Origin of the sequence: Mycobacterium sp. OAE908, assembly GCF_017872775.1 — a bacterium.
In the GTDB taxonomy this organism is placed as follows: domain Bacteria; phylum Actinomycetota; class Actinomycetes; order Mycobacteriales; family Mycobacteriaceae; genus Mycobacterium.
Genome location: NZ_JAGGJL010000001.1, coordinates 2,697,478 through 2,711,272, shown reverse-complemented (window position 1 = coordinate 2,711,272; position 13,795 = coordinate 2,697,478). Strand labels below are relative to the sequence as shown.

General features: G+C 66.1%; 18 protein-coding genes and 1 pseudogene. 15 read left to right on the top strand and 4 right to left on the bottom strand.

The annotated features are described in order from the left end of the window. Nucleotides 1-4 precede the first annotated feature (4 nt). Nucleotides 5-526 carry an exonuclease SbcC gene (locus J3E61_RS13380; protein WP_210083869.1) on the top strand — a complete coding sequence of 174 codons (522 nt, stop codon included), beginning with the start codon at nt 5-7 and terminating at the stop codon, nt 524-526. Nucleotides 527-636: 110 nt separating this feature from the next. Here J3E61_RS13380 and J3E61_RS13375 read toward each other — a convergent pair whose 3' ends face one another. Then, nucleotides 637-846: a hypothetical protein gene (locus tag J3E61_RS13375; RefSeq protein WP_192725419.1), complete on the bottom strand. Its 210-nt coding sequence runs from the start codon at nt 844-846 to the stop codon at nt 637-639. A gap of 101 nt (nt 847-947) precedes the next feature. Here J3E61_RS13375 and J3E61_RS13370 point away from each other — a divergent pair, with 101 nt between their 5' ends. From J3E61_RS13370 to J3E61_RS13320, 11 genes and pseudogenes are all read left to right on the top strand, one after another. Beyond that, nucleotides 948-1,568 (top strand): TetR/AcrR family transcriptional regulator, encoded by a 621-nt coding sequence (locus J3E61_RS13370; RefSeq protein WP_210083868.1) that lies wholly within the window; start codon nt 948-950, stop codon nt 1,566-1,568. Next, complete coding sequence (locus J3E61_RS13365) at nt 1,540-2,199, top strand: enoyl-CoA hydratase/isomerase family protein (protein WP_210083867.1); 660 nt, start codon at nt 1,540-1,542, stop codon at nt 2,197-2,199. The genes J3E61_RS13370 and J3E61_RS13365 overlap by 29 nt, the downstream gene beginning before the upstream one ends. Before the next feature lie 60 nt (nt 2,200-2,259). Next, nucleotides 2,260-3,462, top strand: coding sequence for an RNA polymerase sigma factor (locus J3E61_RS13360; RefSeq protein WP_210085539.1), 1,203 nt, complete (start codon nt 2,260-2,262; stop codon nt 3,460-3,462). 1 nt (nt 3,463) lies between these two features. Further along, entirely contained in the window at nt 3,464-4,156 is a 693-nt protein-coding gene (locus J3E61_RS13355; protein ID WP_210083866.1) for an HAD-IA family hydrolase, read from the top strand. Between the two features lie 14 nt (nt 4,157-4,170). Further along, nucleotides 4,171-4,389 (top strand): hypothetical protein, encoded by a 219-nt coding sequence (locus tag J3E61_RS13350; protein WP_210083865.1) that lies wholly within the window; start codon nt 4,171-4,173, stop codon nt 4,387-4,389. Then, entirely contained in the window at nt 4,386-5,297 is a 912-nt protein-coding gene (locus J3E61_RS13345) for a 1,4-dihydroxy-2-naphthoyl-CoA synthase (RefSeq protein WP_210083864.1), read from the top strand. Before J3E61_RS13350 ends, J3E61_RS13345 begins: the two co-directional genes overlap by 4 nt. Nucleotides 5,298-5,438: 141 nt before the next feature. Next, a complete protein-coding gene (locus J3E61_RS13340) occupies nt 5,439-5,648 on the top strand; it encodes a hypothetical protein (RefSeq protein WP_210083863.1) in 210 nt (69 codons plus the stop codon). A 118-nt stretch (nt 5,649-5,766) separates the two neighbouring features. Continuing rightward, nucleotides 5,767-6,513, top strand: a pseudogene (locus J3E61_RS13335) (sigma-70 family RNA polymerase sigma factor); the annotation flags it as partial. 899 nt (nt 6,514-7,412) lie between these two features. Next, nucleotides 7,413-7,946, top strand: a complete 534-nt coding sequence (locus J3E61_RS13330) for a hypothetical protein (protein WP_210083862.1) — start codon at nt 7,413-7,415, stop codon at nt 7,944-7,946. A gap of 204 nt (nt 7,947-8,150) precedes the next feature. Then, a complete protein-coding gene (locus tag J3E61_RS13325) occupies nt 8,151-9,335 on the top strand; it encodes a PrsW family intramembrane metalloprotease (protein ID WP_210083861.1) in 1,185 nt (394 codons plus the stop codon). A 160-nt stretch (nt 9,336-9,495) separates the two neighbouring features. Beyond that, a complete protein-coding gene (locus tag J3E61_RS13320) occupies nt 9,496-9,771 on the top strand; it encodes a hypothetical protein (RefSeq protein ID WP_192725429.1) in 276 nt (91 codons plus the stop codon). Here the strand turns inward: J3E61_RS13320 and J3E61_RS13315 are convergent, their stop codons facing one another. After that, nucleotides 9,772-10,299 (bottom strand): pyridoxamine 5'-phosphate oxidase family protein, encoded by a 528-nt coding sequence (locus tag J3E61_RS13315; protein ID WP_210083860.1) that lies wholly within the window; start codon nt 10,297-10,299, stop codon nt 9,772-9,774. Between the two features lie 64 nt (nt 10,300-10,363). On the opposite strand from J3E61_RS13315, the gene J3E61_RS13310 reads away from it, so the two are divergent. The 3 genes from J3E61_RS13310 to J3E61_RS13300 are packed head-to-tail and all read left to right on the top strand — an operon-like array spanning nt 10,364 to nt 13,187. Continuing rightward, nucleotides 10,364-11,242 carry an SDR family oxidoreductase gene (locus J3E61_RS13310; RefSeq protein WP_210083859.1) on the top strand — a complete coding sequence of 293 codons (879 nt, stop codon included), beginning with the start codon at nt 10,364-10,366 and terminating at the stop codon, nt 11,240-11,242. Between the two features lie 2 nt (nt 11,243-11,244). Next, nucleotides 11,245-12,792, top strand: coding sequence for a long-chain-fatty-acid--CoA ligase (locus J3E61_RS13305; protein ID WP_210083858.1), 1,548 nt, complete (start codon nt 11,245-11,247; stop codon nt 12,790-12,792). Nucleotides 12,793-12,815: 23 nt separating this feature from the next. Beyond that, on the top strand, nt 12,816-13,187 hold the full coding sequence (locus J3E61_RS13300) for a VOC family protein (RefSeq protein ID WP_210083857.1): 372 nt from the start codon (nt 12,816-12,818) through the stop codon (nt 13,185-13,187). A gap of 10 nt (nt 13,188-13,197) precedes the next feature. Here J3E61_RS13300 and J3E61_RS13295 read toward each other — a convergent pair whose 3' ends face one another. Further along, a complete protein-coding gene (locus J3E61_RS13295; RefSeq protein ID WP_210083856.1) occupies nt 13,198-13,503 on the bottom strand; it encodes a DUF3349 domain-containing protein in 306 nt (101 codons plus the stop codon). A 6-nt stretch (nt 13,504-13,509) separates the two neighbouring features. Further along, the gene (locus J3E61_RS13290) at nt 13,510-13,794 is read right to left on the bottom strand and encodes a hypothetical protein (RefSeq protein WP_210083855.1); all 285 of its coding nucleotides are present in this window, start codon (nt 13,792-13,794) and stop codon (nt 13,510-13,512) included. Nucleotide 13,795: the final 1 nt, after the last annotated feature.

Genomic DNA, 13,795 nt, shown 5'->3' with positions numbered 1-13,795 from the left:
GGCCGTGAGCGAAGTCGAGCTGAGCAAGCAAGATCTTCGCGAGGTCACCGCGTTTGCCGCCGCATGCGCGGAGGCGGTGCTGTCGATTTTCGAGGACGAGCGGCCGGACGACTCACGGCCTCGAGACGCGATTGGTTCCGCATGGGAATTCGCCCGGGGCGGCGAGCGCGGGAAGTCGCTGCGCGTCAACGCGTGGGCGGCACTTGACGCAGCCAAGTGTGTCGACACAGCGGCCGCGCGCGAGGCGGCGTGGGCGGCGATGTCCGCGGCTGGCGCCGCCTACCTACATCCGTTGGCCAACGCCAGCCAGGTCAAACACATTCTCGGGGCAGGGGCTTACGCAGCCCGAGCGGCCGAGCTTGCGGCCGGCGACGATCCGCGCGTCGGCTCCGAACACGTTGAGCGAGTGGCGGATCGGGCCACAGCGGGTGTCGTTGATGTGCTGAAGCGATTTCCGGTAGCGCCGGCCGGCGGCGGACGGGTCGGTGAGTTGATTCGCATGCTCGACACGCTTCTTCGGCATTAACCGCTCCGAGGGCATATGTCGAAGTTTCCGGCTCTGGGCGACAAAGTCGTCGCCAGCGACAATGTCGCTTCAAGCCGGGCAATTTGAGAGGTGAGCCCCCAGCGCTCGGGCTAATCGAGTAGCGCGTCGATCTCTGCGCGTAGTCGCTCGATGCGCTCGGCTTCGGGCGGGATGCATCGGCTCTCCTCCGCGGCCCGTTGCCAGCCGAGACGCCACATGCGAGCGACGGCACGGTCGCCCATCCCCGCGTACGGGTTGAGAAGCGTATGCCCGAACGCCTTTCGCCCTTCGCGGTATGCAGTGACAAGCCGGTGCGCCATAACACCAACTTTCCGCCTCGATGGTTGCTACCGCCCGCATTGCCTCGGCGTGTCATGCACCCATTTGATAACAGAGCAAGCGCTCTGTTACTTTGGCTCTCATGCCCCGACCGCAGGTGTACGACCGCGACGCGATGCTCGACGCGGCCGAACAACTCGCCGTCGAGGGCGGCGTCACGGCCGTCACCATCCGCGCGGTGTCCGAGCGGGCAGGCATCTCTAACGGTGCGATCTATCACGCGTTCGGATCCCGCGGCGGCCTCGTCGGCCGGGCCTGGGTGCGCGCCGCCCGACGGTTCCTGACACTGCAGAAGCAGGCCGTCGACGCCGAGGCCGACCCTGTGCGCGCCGTCATCGTCGCGGCCGACACACCAGCAGTGTTCAGCGAGCAGTGCCCGCAGTCGGCAAGGCTGTGGCTGAGCATTCCCCGCGACGAGTTGATCGGCGACGCACCCGCCGACGTACAGGCCGAGCTCCGTGCGCTGGAAGCCGAGCTTCGCGAGATGCTGATCCGCTTGTCGATCGCGATGTTCGACCGCAGGGACGCCGCCGCCGTCGCCGTGATCGAGGACTGCATCGTCGGCCTGCCCACCGGTCTGATGCTGCGCAGGCCGATGCCCCCAACCAACGACACGCGCCGCCGCCTTGCGGCCGCCGTCGAGGCCATCCTGTCGGTCAAGTTAGGAGAAAGAAATGCCCGCTCATCTCGAAATCACCGATGAAATTGCCGTTTTGAATCTCGGCGACGACGAAAACCGGTTCTCGCCGGAGTGGTTGCAGACCGTCAACGGATTCCTCGACCGCGTCGAGGCCGGCGAGGCCAAGGCGCTCGTCACCACCGGCGACGGGAAGTTCTACTCGAACGGACTGGACCTGGATTGGCTTGGCGCCCATAGTGATCAAGGTGACTGGTACGTCGGCCAGGTTCAGCAGCTGCTCGCGCGTGTGCTCGTCGCACCGGTACCCACCGTTGCCGCCGTCAACGGCCACGCGTTCGGCGCGGGCTCAATGTTGGCGACAGCGCACGACTTTCGCGTCATGCGGGTCGACCGTGGCTACTTCTGCTTCCCCGAGGTCGACATCCACATCCCCTTCACTGAAGGCATGGCCGCACTGATCCAGTCGAAGCTCACCCCCGCTGCCGCGGTCGAGGCGATGACCACAGGGCGCCGCTACGGCGGCGCCGACGCCGAGGCCATCGGTCTGATCACCGCCACCGCTCCCGAAGGCAAGGTGGTCTCGACGGCCGTCGACCTCGTCGCGCCACTGAAGGGCAAGGATCCGGGCACGCTGCAGGCGATCAAGTCGACGATGTTCGCGACCACAACCGCTGCGCTGCGCGGACAGGCGTAAGCCGCTCGGCACAATGGGCACGTGCCGGAGCTACAGCAGACAGTCGACGCGGTCTGGCGGATGGAGGCCGCCAAGATCGTCGCGACCCTGACCCGCGCGGTCGGCGACGTGGGCCTCGCCGAGGACCTGGCGCAGGAAGCCCTCGTCGACGCGCTGACGCAGTGGCCCACCTCGGGCGTGCCGCGCAACGCCGGAGCCTGGCTGACCACCGTCGCCAAGCGCAAGGCAATCGACTATTGGCGCCGGCAGGAGAACCTCGACGCCAAGTACGCGGTGTTGGCCCACGAGCTCGAAACCACCGTTGACGAGGCATGGGATCCCGACCGCATCGACGACGACGTGCTGCGGCTGATCTTCATCTCGTCGCACCCCGTGCTGTCGCGAGAAGGCCAGATCGCGCTGACGCTGCGCGTGGTCGGCGGCCTGACCACCGACGAGATCGCCCGCGCGTTCCTGACGTCGACGGCGACGGTCGCCGCGCGCATCACCCGGGCGAAGAAGACGCTGGCCGCCGCGAACGTACCTTTCGAGGTGCCGGATCGGTCGGAGTATCCGCGGCGACTGTCTGCAGTGCTCGCCGTCATCTACCTCATCTACAACGAGGGCTATTCGGCGTCGTTCGGGCAGCGCTGGATCCGCGACGAGCTGTGTAGCGAAGCGCTGCGACTGGGCAGGGTGCTGGCGGCGCTGGTTCCCGACGAGGCCGAGGTGCACGGGCTGGTGTCGCTGATGGAATTTCAGTCGTCACGGCTCGCGGCGCGCACCGACACCGACGGACGGCCCATCCTGCTCGAGGACCAAAACCGCGCCAAATGGGATCGCGCGCAGATCCAGCGCGGTGTCGCGGCGTTGGAACGCGCCGCAAATGCTCTGCAGCGCAAAGGTGTTGGATGGGGCCCGTACGCATTGCAGGCGGCGCTCGCCGAGTGTCACGCCGTCGCGCCGACCGCTGCCGACACTGACTGGGCGCGCATCGTGCTGCTGTATGACGGGCTGCGCCAGATCGCACCGTCGCCGGTGGTGGAACTCAACCGCGCGGTGGCCGTCGCGATGGCTGATGGCCCGGCCCCCGCGCTGGAGATCGTCGACGGCATCGACGGCCTTGCGGATTCGTATCTGTTGCCCAGCGTGCGCGGTGAGTTGCTGGCACGACTTGGGCGGGATGCCGAGGCCGCCGACGAGTTCGACCGCGCGGCAAAAATGACCGACAACGAGCGTGAACGAGAAGTGTTAGCGGACAAGGCCGCTCGGGCCCGTGGCTAGCATGGGACGAATGACTGTCCGCGCTGTGCTGTTCGACTATTCCGGCACGCTGTTTCGCCTCGAAGAGGACGAGAGCTGGTTCGAGGGCATCACGGTGGACGAGCGCGAGGTCGACGGGCACGTGCAGGCCGAGCTGATGCGCCGGCTCACGTCGCCCGTCGGACAGCACGTCGACATGACGCCCGAGGCCTACCACGCGTGGGTCAACCGCGACCTCGCTCCCCACCTGCATCGCGAGGCGTACCTGCACGTGCTGCGCGAATCCGGGCTCGCCGAGCACCACGCTGAGACGCTCTACGGCAGGGCGATCGATCCGTCCTCCTGGACGCCGTATCCCGACACCGCCACAGTGCTCGAGGGTTTGCATCGGCAGGGCATCAGAACCGCGGTCGTGTCGAATATCGCGTTCGACGTCCGCCCGGCGTTCGAGACGCTCGGCGTCGCGGACTACGTCGACGAGTTCGTGCTGTCCTATGAGGTCGGCGTCATCAAGCCGGACGCAGCGATCTTCGAGACCGCGCTGTCACGGCTCGGTGTCGAGGCCGCCGACGCCGTAATGGTCGGTGACAGCGACGAGGCAGACGGCGGCGCCCGCGCGATCGGCTGCGGATTCAGCCTCGTCGACCCGCTGCCGACCGTCGAACGGCCCGAGGGCCTGCGCAAAGCGCTGGCCGACCACGGTGTGACGGCTTGAGTAGCGTTACGGGCATGTCCAACGGTGAGCGCATCCGACCGCCCTGGTGGTCGAAGTACGTGAACAAGGTGCTGATCGGGGTGCAGCCGCTGCTGCGGGAGTTTCCGATCAAGGTGCCGACGGGCGTCGGCTTCATCAAGAACGCGGGTCTGGTGACCGGACCCAATCCCGACGAGTTCGAGGCGTTGGCGGGCCGTTGCCCGCTGTTCCGGCTGGATCCGGTGAACGCATGAGCGACAACCCTTTTGACGCGTCGCTGTGGCAGCCCGTCGAGGGTTTCGAACTGACGGACATCACGTATCACCGGCATGTGCTCGACGGGAAGCCGCAGCCGACGGTGCGCGTCGCTTTCGACAGGCCGGAGGTGCGCAACGCGTTTCGGCCACACACCGTCGACGAGTTGTACCGTGTGCTCGACCACGCCCGGATGTGGCCCGAGGTCGGCGTCATCCTGTTGACCGGCAACGGGCCCGCACCCAAAGACGGCGGCTGGGCGTTCTGCTCCGGAGGCGATCAGCGCATCCGTGGCCGCAGCGGATACCAGTACGCCTCAGGTGAGACGGCCGAGACGGTCGACCCCGCACGTGCCGGCCGACTCCACATCCTCGAGGTGCAGCGGTTGATCCGGTTCATGCCGAAGGTGGTGATCTGCCTTGTCAACGGCTGGGCGGCCGGCGGCGGGCACAGCCTGCACGTGACGTGCGACCTGACCCTGGCCAGTCGCGAGCACGCCCGGTTCAAGCAGACCGACGCCGACGTCGGCAGCTTCGACGGCGGTTACGGCAGTGCATACTTGGCGAAACAGGTGGGCCAGAAATTCGCGCGCGAGATCTTCTTCCTCGGCAGGCCTTACACCGCCGAGCAGATGCATGCGATGGGCGCGGTCAACGAGGTCGTCGACCACGCCGATCTGGAGAAGGTCGGCCTACAGTGGGCGGCCGCGATCAACGGCAAGTCGCCGCAGGCGATCCGGATGCTCAAGTACGCGTTCAATCTGAGCGACGACGGGCTGGTCGGCCAGCAGCTGTTCGCCGGTGAGGCAACAAGGTTGGCGTACATGACCGACGAGGCAGTCGAGGGCCGCGACGCATTCCTGCAGAAGCGCGACCCGGATTGGACGCCGTTCCCGCGCTACTTCTAGCGATTTGTGTGCGTTCAGGAGCGCTGAGCGCGCCTAGACGCACACAAATCACTCGGAAAAAAGTGTCACCAGTGGCGCGTCCCGCTGCACATACCTGTGAGCCGAGGCCAAAGGACTCGGACGAGACCAGGAGAAGCAGACATGACCGCTGCCCTCAACCCCAGGACGACCGCGAAGGTCGGCGCCGGACTGGCCATCGTTGCCAGCGCGTTGGTATTCGCCTCGGCCAACCTCGGCGCGCCGCCTGCGCCTTCGGGCCATTCGATCGTGGTGCCCGCTCCTCAGCAACCGACGGTGCTGGGGCGGGGCACGCTGCCGGCCCGGCATCTGCCGAACGTGCTGGCGGGCTGACCATCACCGCGCGCGCCGAAGGCAATTACAACGATGTTTGCCGGATCAATTTCAATCATTTCCTCACCGAACTATCCTCACAACCACGGGGATTTGGCGTCGTAGGCAGGGGGATGCCATGACCGCAGCGGTGCCCGGTCGGCACGTCGTCACCGATGCTGAGCTGGTCCACGCCGCAGCCGCAGGCGACCGCGCAGCCTTTGCGGCCATCTACGACCGTTATGCCGATCCGCTGCACGACTTCTGCATCGGCATGCTGCGCAATCGGGAAGCGGCAGCAGACTGCGTGCACGACGCATTCTGTATTGCCGCCAACAGCCTTTCGAAGCTGCGCGAACCGGCCAAGCTGCGGCCCTGGCTGTATTCGATCGCCCGTTACGAAGCCCTGCGCTGCCTGCGTGGACGCAAACGGGAACAGGCCGTTGACGAACTCCCCGAGGAGTTGGACACCGGGCCCGGCCCGGCCACGCTCACGCGGCGCAACGAGTTGGCCGAACTGATCGCCGCCGCGGCGGGCGGCTTGTCCGAACGTGACCGCGCGGTCTATGAGCTGGCCTACCGCAAGGGCCTGGAAGGCGCCGATCTCGCGGAAGCTCTGGGCGTCAGCGCATCGAACGCCAAGAAGATGGCTCAGCGGCTGCGCGAGACCATCGAACGCTCGCTGGGGGCGCTGCTGGTGTCGCGGGCGGCCCGCAACAACGTCAACGCGTGCCCCGGGCTCGCCGAGATTCTCGACGGCTGGGACGGCAAGTTCACGGTGCTTATGCGCAAGCGCATCTCCCGCCACATCGAGTCCTGTCCGACTTGTGATGACCTGCGGCGCCGAATGGTCAATCCCACCGCGTTACTCGGCTCGGCCCCGCTGCTGATCTCGGCGCCCGCCGCGTTGCGTCACCGCACGTTGGACAGCATCAGACTGGTTTCTTCGTCCGGTCCGGCCCCCACGCCACAGCACACCGGCGCCGAAGCCACGGTCGTCATGCGCACGATCGCCAGCGAGCCCACTGTCGTCATGCACACGCTCGCCACCCGAAGCGCCTCCGGTGACGGTGAGAGCAGAGGCAGTCGGTTCACCCGGCGGGCTGTGGCGGGCGCCGGGCTGATAGCCGGGCTGATCGCAGTTCCCGCGGTGGCCATCGCGGTGCAGCACAACCATGAGACATCCGTGAATCCCGCGAACGTGATCCAGTCGTCGGTGTCGCCGAGCACGATCGCTCGGCGGGTGACCCCGCCGACGACTCTTCCTGCCGTGTCGATCGCGGCTCCCCCGACGGAATCCAGCCCCCCTCCGGCCCGAGTCGTCGAGCATGACCCGACGATCACGTACGAGGCCCCGGCCACCGTGACGGCGCCGCCGCAGCCGACGGGCGCCGGTGCCTCGCCAACCGTCGCTCCGACCACGCGGACAAGCAAGGTCTTTACTCCTCCGCCGGTGAATACCCAGACCCCACAAGAGATTCCGACGCTCACACCCACTGCGCCCACCGAGGCGATTCAGCCGAATCCGCCAAGCGGCGGCAGCACGATCACACCGTCACCGGGCGGGAGGAACATTCGTACGCCTCCCACGAGTCTGGAACCTCTACAGCCGGACTTCGGCGGCAGCGGCGACGGCCCCGTCGGCTGAGCCGGCGCCGAATACCACCCCAAAAACTGGTCACCAAATCGACCGTTCGCCACTCATACCTGTGCGGCCCCACTGGGTCGCACCAACGGCATGAATGGCCGGGCGGCTCACGGCCGCCTCAGAACACAGGAGCGGTGATGATGACATCGACATTCTGGTACCGGATGCCCGCAAGCGCGCGCATCACGGCGACCGGGGTTTTCGGCCTCGCGGCAGGCATAGCGCTTTCTTCGCTGTACTACAGCGTCGCGGGCAAGATCTCGGTCTTCGGGATCGCCATGGCGGGTTATGTGACCGTGGTGATGCTGATTTCGGCGATCGTGGGCGAGCGCCTAGCGCGCCGAAACTTCGGCTCGATAGAGCAGTACCTCGTCTACGCGGGGGCGTTGCGTTCGGGTGAATTGCCGACGCGCGTCGACCTCGATACGTGGCGCGGTTGGCTCGCACGTAGCCGCAGACTCAACCGACAAGCACCGGTAATGGTCCCGCTGCTGGGTGTCTTCGGGGTGGCACGCGCCTTGCACCATCCGTCGCTGGATCACGCAATCGTCGCTGGATTTCTCGGGCTGGGCGCGGCAGTCATCGTTGTCAACTGGTTTCTGCTTCGCGGGCGAATCTCCCGGCTTGCCGAAGCCGTTGAGCGCAGGGCAAACGAACTGCCGACAGACTGACCAGAACCCTTCGTGCGCAGACTTTTTCACGAAGTCAGACCCATGACACGCCTCTGCCTGGGGCGTGTCATCGGTGTTTGGACAGTGGGCGATTCTCCTTTTTCGAAATCGCTTGACAGAAAAGTGTCACCGCGCGGGCCTGCCGTTGCTCCAAGTCTGTGAATGACGCTCAACGGGAGCGTCGACACACCTCAAGGAGTCAACATGACCGTCGTCCTCGAGCGCCCGAAACAGCAGGCGCCCGTCGTACAACCACTGCCCCTAGTAGCCGCCCGAACGGCACGGCCCCGGCGGGCGCTGCGGGTGACCACCTGGATCACTCTGGGTATCAGCTCGGTGGCCTGGCTGGCCGGGATGCTCATGATGGGAATGTCGGCAACTGCAGCAGGGTTGGCGCTGTCACTCGGTCTGGCGATTGTGCCTGTCCCCGTCGTCCTGGCGGCGTTCCGGTGGATCGACCGCGCCGAACCCGAACCCGCCCGACTGCTACTGGTCGCGTTCATCTGGGGTGCCACCACCGCCGCCATCGTCAGCGTGCTGGTCGAGACGTTCGTGGGCGGCCCGCTCTGGTTGAGCGCAGGAACCGTCGAAGAAGTCGCCAAGGGATTCATCCTGGTGGCCCTCGTGTGGTTCGCGCGTTCAGAATTCGACGGGGTCATCGACGGCATCGTCTACGGCGGCTTTGTCGCCACCGGCTTCGCCTTCACCGAAAACATCGGCTACTACGTCAAGGCCTACACAGTCGGTCTGCTCGCCGACCCCACTGCCGAGATCGTGCCCGGCCAGTACCACACCGGCGATGTGCTGCTGAATTTCGTGATGCGCGGCGTGATTCTGCCGTTCTCGCATCCGCTGTTCACCGTCATGTTCGGCATCGGGCTCGGAATCGCAGTCGCCAGCGCCAAGCGTGCGGTGCGGATCATCGCTCCTGTCGTCGGGCTGGCCGTCGCGATGGCCTTGCACTCGGTGTGGGACTACGTGCTGTTCTCGAACCCCTCACCGGAGGGGCTCCTCTTGTTCCTCGGGGTTTCGGCGGCGGTCTTCATCGCGATGATCGTCATCGTCAGCCGGATCCGTCGACGCGAGCTCCGCAGCATCGGAGCGCACCTGCAGGGCTATGCCAACCGTGGATGGTTCGCGCACACCGAACTGCCCGCCCTGACGACGTTCAAGGGTCGCCGGGCAGCCCGGCGCTGGGCCGCGTCCATCAGTGGCAAGCAAGGTAAACGCGCGATGGTCGACGTACAGCACTCCGCCGCCAAGTTGGGGCTGCTGCACCGCAAGTTGGCCGCAGGCCGCCCCGTTCCGGACTTCGCTATTCGCCAGCGCGATCTGCTGGTGAAGCTGGCAGGCGCCCGGACGGTACTCGCGCTGGGTCAGTCGTTCTGACCTCCGGCAGACGAGTCGCGCCGGCCCGGGCCGGCGGGGATCACCACCAGGCGTCCCCGCCGGCCCGTCCGCCGTGGCCCAGAAAAGTGTCCCCATCACGCCGCGCTGATGCACCTACCTGAGAAGCCCGACACACTGCGACCCTGACAAAGGACGACTCATGGCCCACGAACACCTGCTAGCCGACAACTCCCGCGAGTTCTTTCAGACCTCGAAGTTGATCGAGCTGATCATTTCGCATCCGCTGCTCGCGCTGATCGGCATGCTCGGGATCTTGGCCGCATACGGCTGTTCGGAGATCGCGATGAGAAAGAACCGCAACGACCGACTGTGGGCAACTCTTGGCCTGCTTTTCAGCGTCGTCCCCCTCATCGCGCTGCTGGCACTCCCGTCAATCGAGCAGACGCCCCGCATCGGAGACCGCGCCAGGGCGTGACTATCCAGTGGGTCGGAACCGGGTCTGGCCGTGCGGCGACTTCGCGAATGCCAGCACCTTGGCCGGAAGCACCCGGAACACATGGGCGATGTGGCGCTCACCGCTGCTGTCGGTGTGCCCGAAGCCGTCGTCGTCGGGCGTGTAATCCCAATCACCGCTGTACTTTTCGCGAATCGCGTCGGCCAACGGCGACAAGATATCGAGGCCGGTCAACCGTTCCGCGTTGCCCTCGACGACGACGTCCAGCCCGTCGTTCCACGTGTTCACCCCTGTGGTGACCGTGACGGCGGTACCGTGCGCCAAATTGCGGGCTTTCTGTTCCTCGGGCCCTGTGCAGAACACGAACCCCGGCCCGTGTTGGTTATCCACCCACGCGCCCACCAACGGCGTGGTGTGCGGGCGGCCGTCCGCGCGGACAGTGGTCAGCCAGTACAACTCGGCGCCGGCCAGCGTGCCGCTGACCTGCTGCCAGTCAACCGGCTCTGTCGCCTCACTGAACCTGGTGTCGAGCTTGCCGTTGATCGTCATACCCAATACGACCGCGTCGGCTCGGAAAACTCATCAAAAACTAGACCACCTAAACTCATGAGCTGTGAGCAAGAGCCCGCTGCGCAGGCTGTCCGAGACCCTGCTGCTGACCAGCATGCGGCCTGCGCTGACCGAACAGGCGCTGCGCCGCCGCCGCGACCCCGTTGACCTGGAAGGCAAGCGCGTGCTGCTGACCGGGGCATCGTCGGGCATCGGCGAAGCCGCGGCCGAGAAGTTCGCCCGCCGCGGAGCGCGGGTCGTCGTCGCCGCGCGCAGGCAGGAACTGCTCGACGCCCTCGTAGAGCGCATCACGCAGGCAGGCGGCGATGCGAAGGCGTACGCGGTGGACCTATCCGATCTCGACGCCGTCGACGAACTGGTCGCCAAGGTCGAGCAGGACCTCGGCGGCGTGGACATCCTGATCAACAACGCAGGCCGGTCGATCCGCAGGCCGCTCGCCGAGTCACTGGACCGGTGGCACGACGTCGAGCGGACGATGACGCTGAACTACTACTCGCCGCTGCGGCTGATCCGAGGCATCGCGCCCGGCATGATCGAGCGCAGCGACGGGCACATCATCAACGTTTCGACGTGGGGCGTGTTGAGCGAGTCGTCGCCGTTGTTCGGCGTCTACAACGCCTCGAAGGCGGCACTGTCGGCCGTCAGCCGAGTCATCGAAACCGAATGGGCGGACAAGGGCGTGCATTCGACGCTGCTGTACTACCCGTTGGTGAAGACGCCGATGATCGAGCCCACCCGGGCTTACGACGGACTGCCGGGGCTGACCGCCGCAGAGGCCGCCGACTGGATGATCACCGCCGCCCGCACGCGCCCGGTGCGCATCGCCCCTCGGATGGCTGTCACCGCACACGCCGTGAACAGCTTCGCGCCCAACGCCGTTGACGCGATCATGAAGCGTCAGCGGGTTCAGCCCAAAGACTGACCATGCCGCACCCCGACATCGTCACGATCGCCGACATCGTGCGGGTGCACACGGCCGACCGGCCCGACGCGATCGCGCTCGTGGTCGGCGATCAGGCGATCACGTTCGCCGAGCTCGACGCCCGCTCCAGCCAAGCGGCACAGGCGTTTTCAACTGCCGGCGTGGGGTTTGGCGACCGGGTTGCGTTCATCGAGAAGAACGGCGTGGAATTCTTCGAAGTCGTCTGCGGCCTTGCCAAACTCGGAGCCGTCGGTGTCCCGGTGAACTGGCGGCTGACCGCGCAGGAGATGTTGCACATCGTCGCCGACGCACAGGCGAAGGTGGTGGTCGTCGGCTCGGAGTTCTTCGATCGGGTCGAAGCGATCGAAGACCTGCTCACGGCTTCCATCGTGGCCATCGGCGATCACGCCCGCTGGCCGGGCTTCGCCGACTGGGTGACCGCCCAACCCGCCGAAGACCCCGGCGTCACAACGAAATCCGATGACCTCGCGTTTCTGATGTACACCTCGGGCACCACCGGCCCGCCCAAGGGCGTGATGCTGACCAACAACAACTACTTCAGCAAGGCCACCGGCATCGCGGAGAAGTGGCGGTTCGACGCCGACAGTGTGAGCCTTGCCGTGATGCCAATGTTCCACATGGCGGGCTCGGGTTGGGCGTTGGTCGGGCTCGCCGAGGGCTGCACCACTGTGGTGCTGCGCGACGTCGACCCGCCCGCGATCCTCGATGCCGTTGGGCGGCACCGGATTACCAACATGCTGCTGGTACCCGCGGTGATCCAGATGCTGCTCACAACACCCAGCGACGCCGACTTCTCCAGCGTGCGGGCCATTGTCTACGGCGCCTCGCCGATCACCGACGACGTTCTGGTCAAGGGACTCAAGCGGTTTGGCTGCGAGTTCCTGCAAGTGTACGGATTGACCGAGACCACCGGCTCCATCACCCAACTCGACGAGCATGATCCCGTGCGGCGGCCCGGCCTGCTGCGCTCGTGCGGCAAGCCGTACGCGTGGGTGGATGTTCGTATTGTCGACAAGCAGGGCGTCGACGTTCCGAACGGCGCAGTTGGGGAGCTGTGGACACGCTCGCCCCAGAACATGCTTGGCTACTGGAACAATCCCGACGCGACAGCGGCGACCGTCACCCCCGACGGCTGGCTGAAGACCGGTGACGCCGGCTACCGCGATGACGACGGCTACATCTATCTGCAGGACCGGGTGAAGGACATGATCGTCTCCGGCGGCGAAAACGTATCGCCCGCCGAAGTGGAGAACGTGCTGATGACGCACGCCGCAGTTGCTGACGTAGCGGTCATCGGCGTCCCCGACGAGAAATGGGGCGAGGCGGTCAAGGCGATCGTCGTGCCCACTGCAGGTTGCCTGCCGAGCGAGGCCGAGCTGATCGCCTATGCCCGCCAGCGGCTCGCGGGGTTCAAACTGCCCAAATCGGTGGACTTCGCCGACGTGCTGCCCCGCACCCCGAGTGGCAAGCTGCTCAAGCGCACACTGCGCGAACCCTATTGGAAGGGTGTCGAGCGCCGGATCGGCTGACCGGGCGTGATAGACACGGACCCATGGAGATCCTGGCCAGCCGGATGCTCATTCGGCCGGCCGACTATGAGCGGTCGTTACGGTTCTACCGTGACGAGCTCGGCCTGGCGATCTTTCGCGACTACGGCGCGGGCACGGTGTTCTTCGCCGGCCAATCGCTGATCGAGCTCGCCGCCCACGGCGCCCCGAGCGCGGGCGGCACCATGTGGCTTCAAGTGCGCGACGTATACGCCGCCGAGCAGCAGCTGCGGGATCGCGGCGTCGAGATCACCCGCGAGGCAAAGCAAGAACCGTGGGGACTGCACGAAATGCACGTCGTCGATCCTGACGGGACGCTGCTGATCTTCGTCCAGGTGCCCGCAACGCACCCGCTGCGCCGCGACACCAGAGGCTGAACCCCGAGGTTCAGCTGGCAGACGCCGCCAGTGGCCACCCGACGGAAGCCAGCCGAGCAGCGACCTGGTGGATCTCCGCCGGATTGGGTTCCTTCTCGATCACCGCGTGCACCGCATCGCGGATCTGGTCTTCGGTCACCGTCTCGGAATCGGTTGTCTTGAGGATGGATTGGGCCGCCTTGACGACCTCTTCCTCCGTCAGCGACCGCTTCAGCAGCGCCAGCAGCGGGAAGTAGTCCTTCTGCGGAACACCTTCGGGGTAGCCCTCGTGCAGCCACCCGAGCACGTTGTCAAGAACAGTGCGGTTCTCGGTCATGTGCTTTCAGCCCTTCTTGACGCCGGGGAACGGATCAATGCCGAAGTGGTGGATGATCGTGCCCCTGGTGATCCACAGCAGCGCGGCGACGACCACCAATCCGACGAGCAGAAACAGCAGCAGCCCGAGATACTTCAACACCGGGTTCGGGGCTGAGACGGTGCCGTCTGGATGTTCGCCCCCGGCACCCGCCGAGAACGCGACCATGCCCGACGCGAAAACCGCTGGCAGTCCGGCGCCGAGGATCAGACCCACCACGAGAACCTTCAAGATCGCTTCTATGTAATGCATC

Coding starts and splice junctions, on each gene's coding strand:
- J3E61_RS13320 (WP_192725429.1), top strand. CDS start 9,496: ATGGCCCACGAACACCTGCTAGCCGACAACTCCCGCGAGTTCTTTCAG.
- J3E61_RS13325 (WP_210083861.1), top strand. CDS start 8,151: ATGACCGTCGTCCTCGAGCGCCCGAAACAGCAGGCGCCCGTCGTACAA.
- J3E61_RS13345 (WP_210083864.1), top strand. CDS start 4,386: ATGAGCGACAACCCTTTTGACGCGTCGCTGTGGCAGCCCGTCGAGGGT.
- J3E61_RS13290 (WP_210083855.1), bottom strand. CDS start 13,794: ATGCATTACATAGAAGCGATCTTGAAGGTTCTCGTGGTGGGTCTGATC.
- J3E61_RS13365 (WP_210083867.1), top strand. CDS start 1,540: ATGCCCGCTCATCTCGAAATCACCGATGAAATTGCCGTTTTGAATCTC.
- J3E61_RS13355 (WP_210083866.1), top strand. CDS start 3,464: ATGGGACGAATGACTGTCCGCGCTGTGCTGTTCGACTATTCCGGCACG.
- J3E61_RS13305 (WP_210083858.1), top strand. CDS start 11,245: ATGCCGCACCCCGACATCGTCACGATCGCCGACATCGTGCGGGTGCAC.
- J3E61_RS13360 (WP_210085539.1), top strand. CDS start 2,260: ATGGAGGCCGCCAAGATCGTCGCGACCCTGACCCGCGCGGTCGGCGAC.
- J3E61_RS13295 (WP_210083856.1), bottom strand. CDS start 13,503: ATGACCGAGAACCGCACTGTTCTTGACAACGTGCTCGGGTGGCTGCAC.
- J3E61_RS13375 (WP_192725419.1), bottom strand. CDS start 846: ATGGCGCACCGGCTTGTCACTGCATACCGCGAAGGGCGAAAGGCGTTC.
- J3E61_RS13340 (WP_210083863.1), top strand. CDS start 5,439: ATGACCGCTGCCCTCAACCCCAGGACGACCGCGAAGGTCGGCGCCGGA.
- J3E61_RS13300 (WP_210083857.1), top strand. CDS start 12,816: ATGGAGATCCTGGCCAGCCGGATGCTCATTCGGCCGGCCGACTATGAG.
- J3E61_RS13370 (WP_210083868.1), top strand. CDS start 948: ATGCCCCGACCGCAGGTGTACGACCGCGACGCGATGCTCGACGCGGCC.
- J3E61_RS13315 (WP_210083860.1), bottom strand. CDS start 10,299: ATGACGATCAACGGCAAGCTCGACACCAGGTTCAGTGAGGCGACAGAG.
- J3E61_RS13350 (WP_210083865.1), top strand. CDS start 4,171: ATGTCCAACGGTGAGCGCATCCGACCGCCCTGGTGGTCGAAGTACGTG.
- J3E61_RS13330 (WP_210083862.1), top strand. CDS start 7,413: ATGATGACATCGACATTCTGGTACCGGATGCCCGCAAGCGCGCGCATC.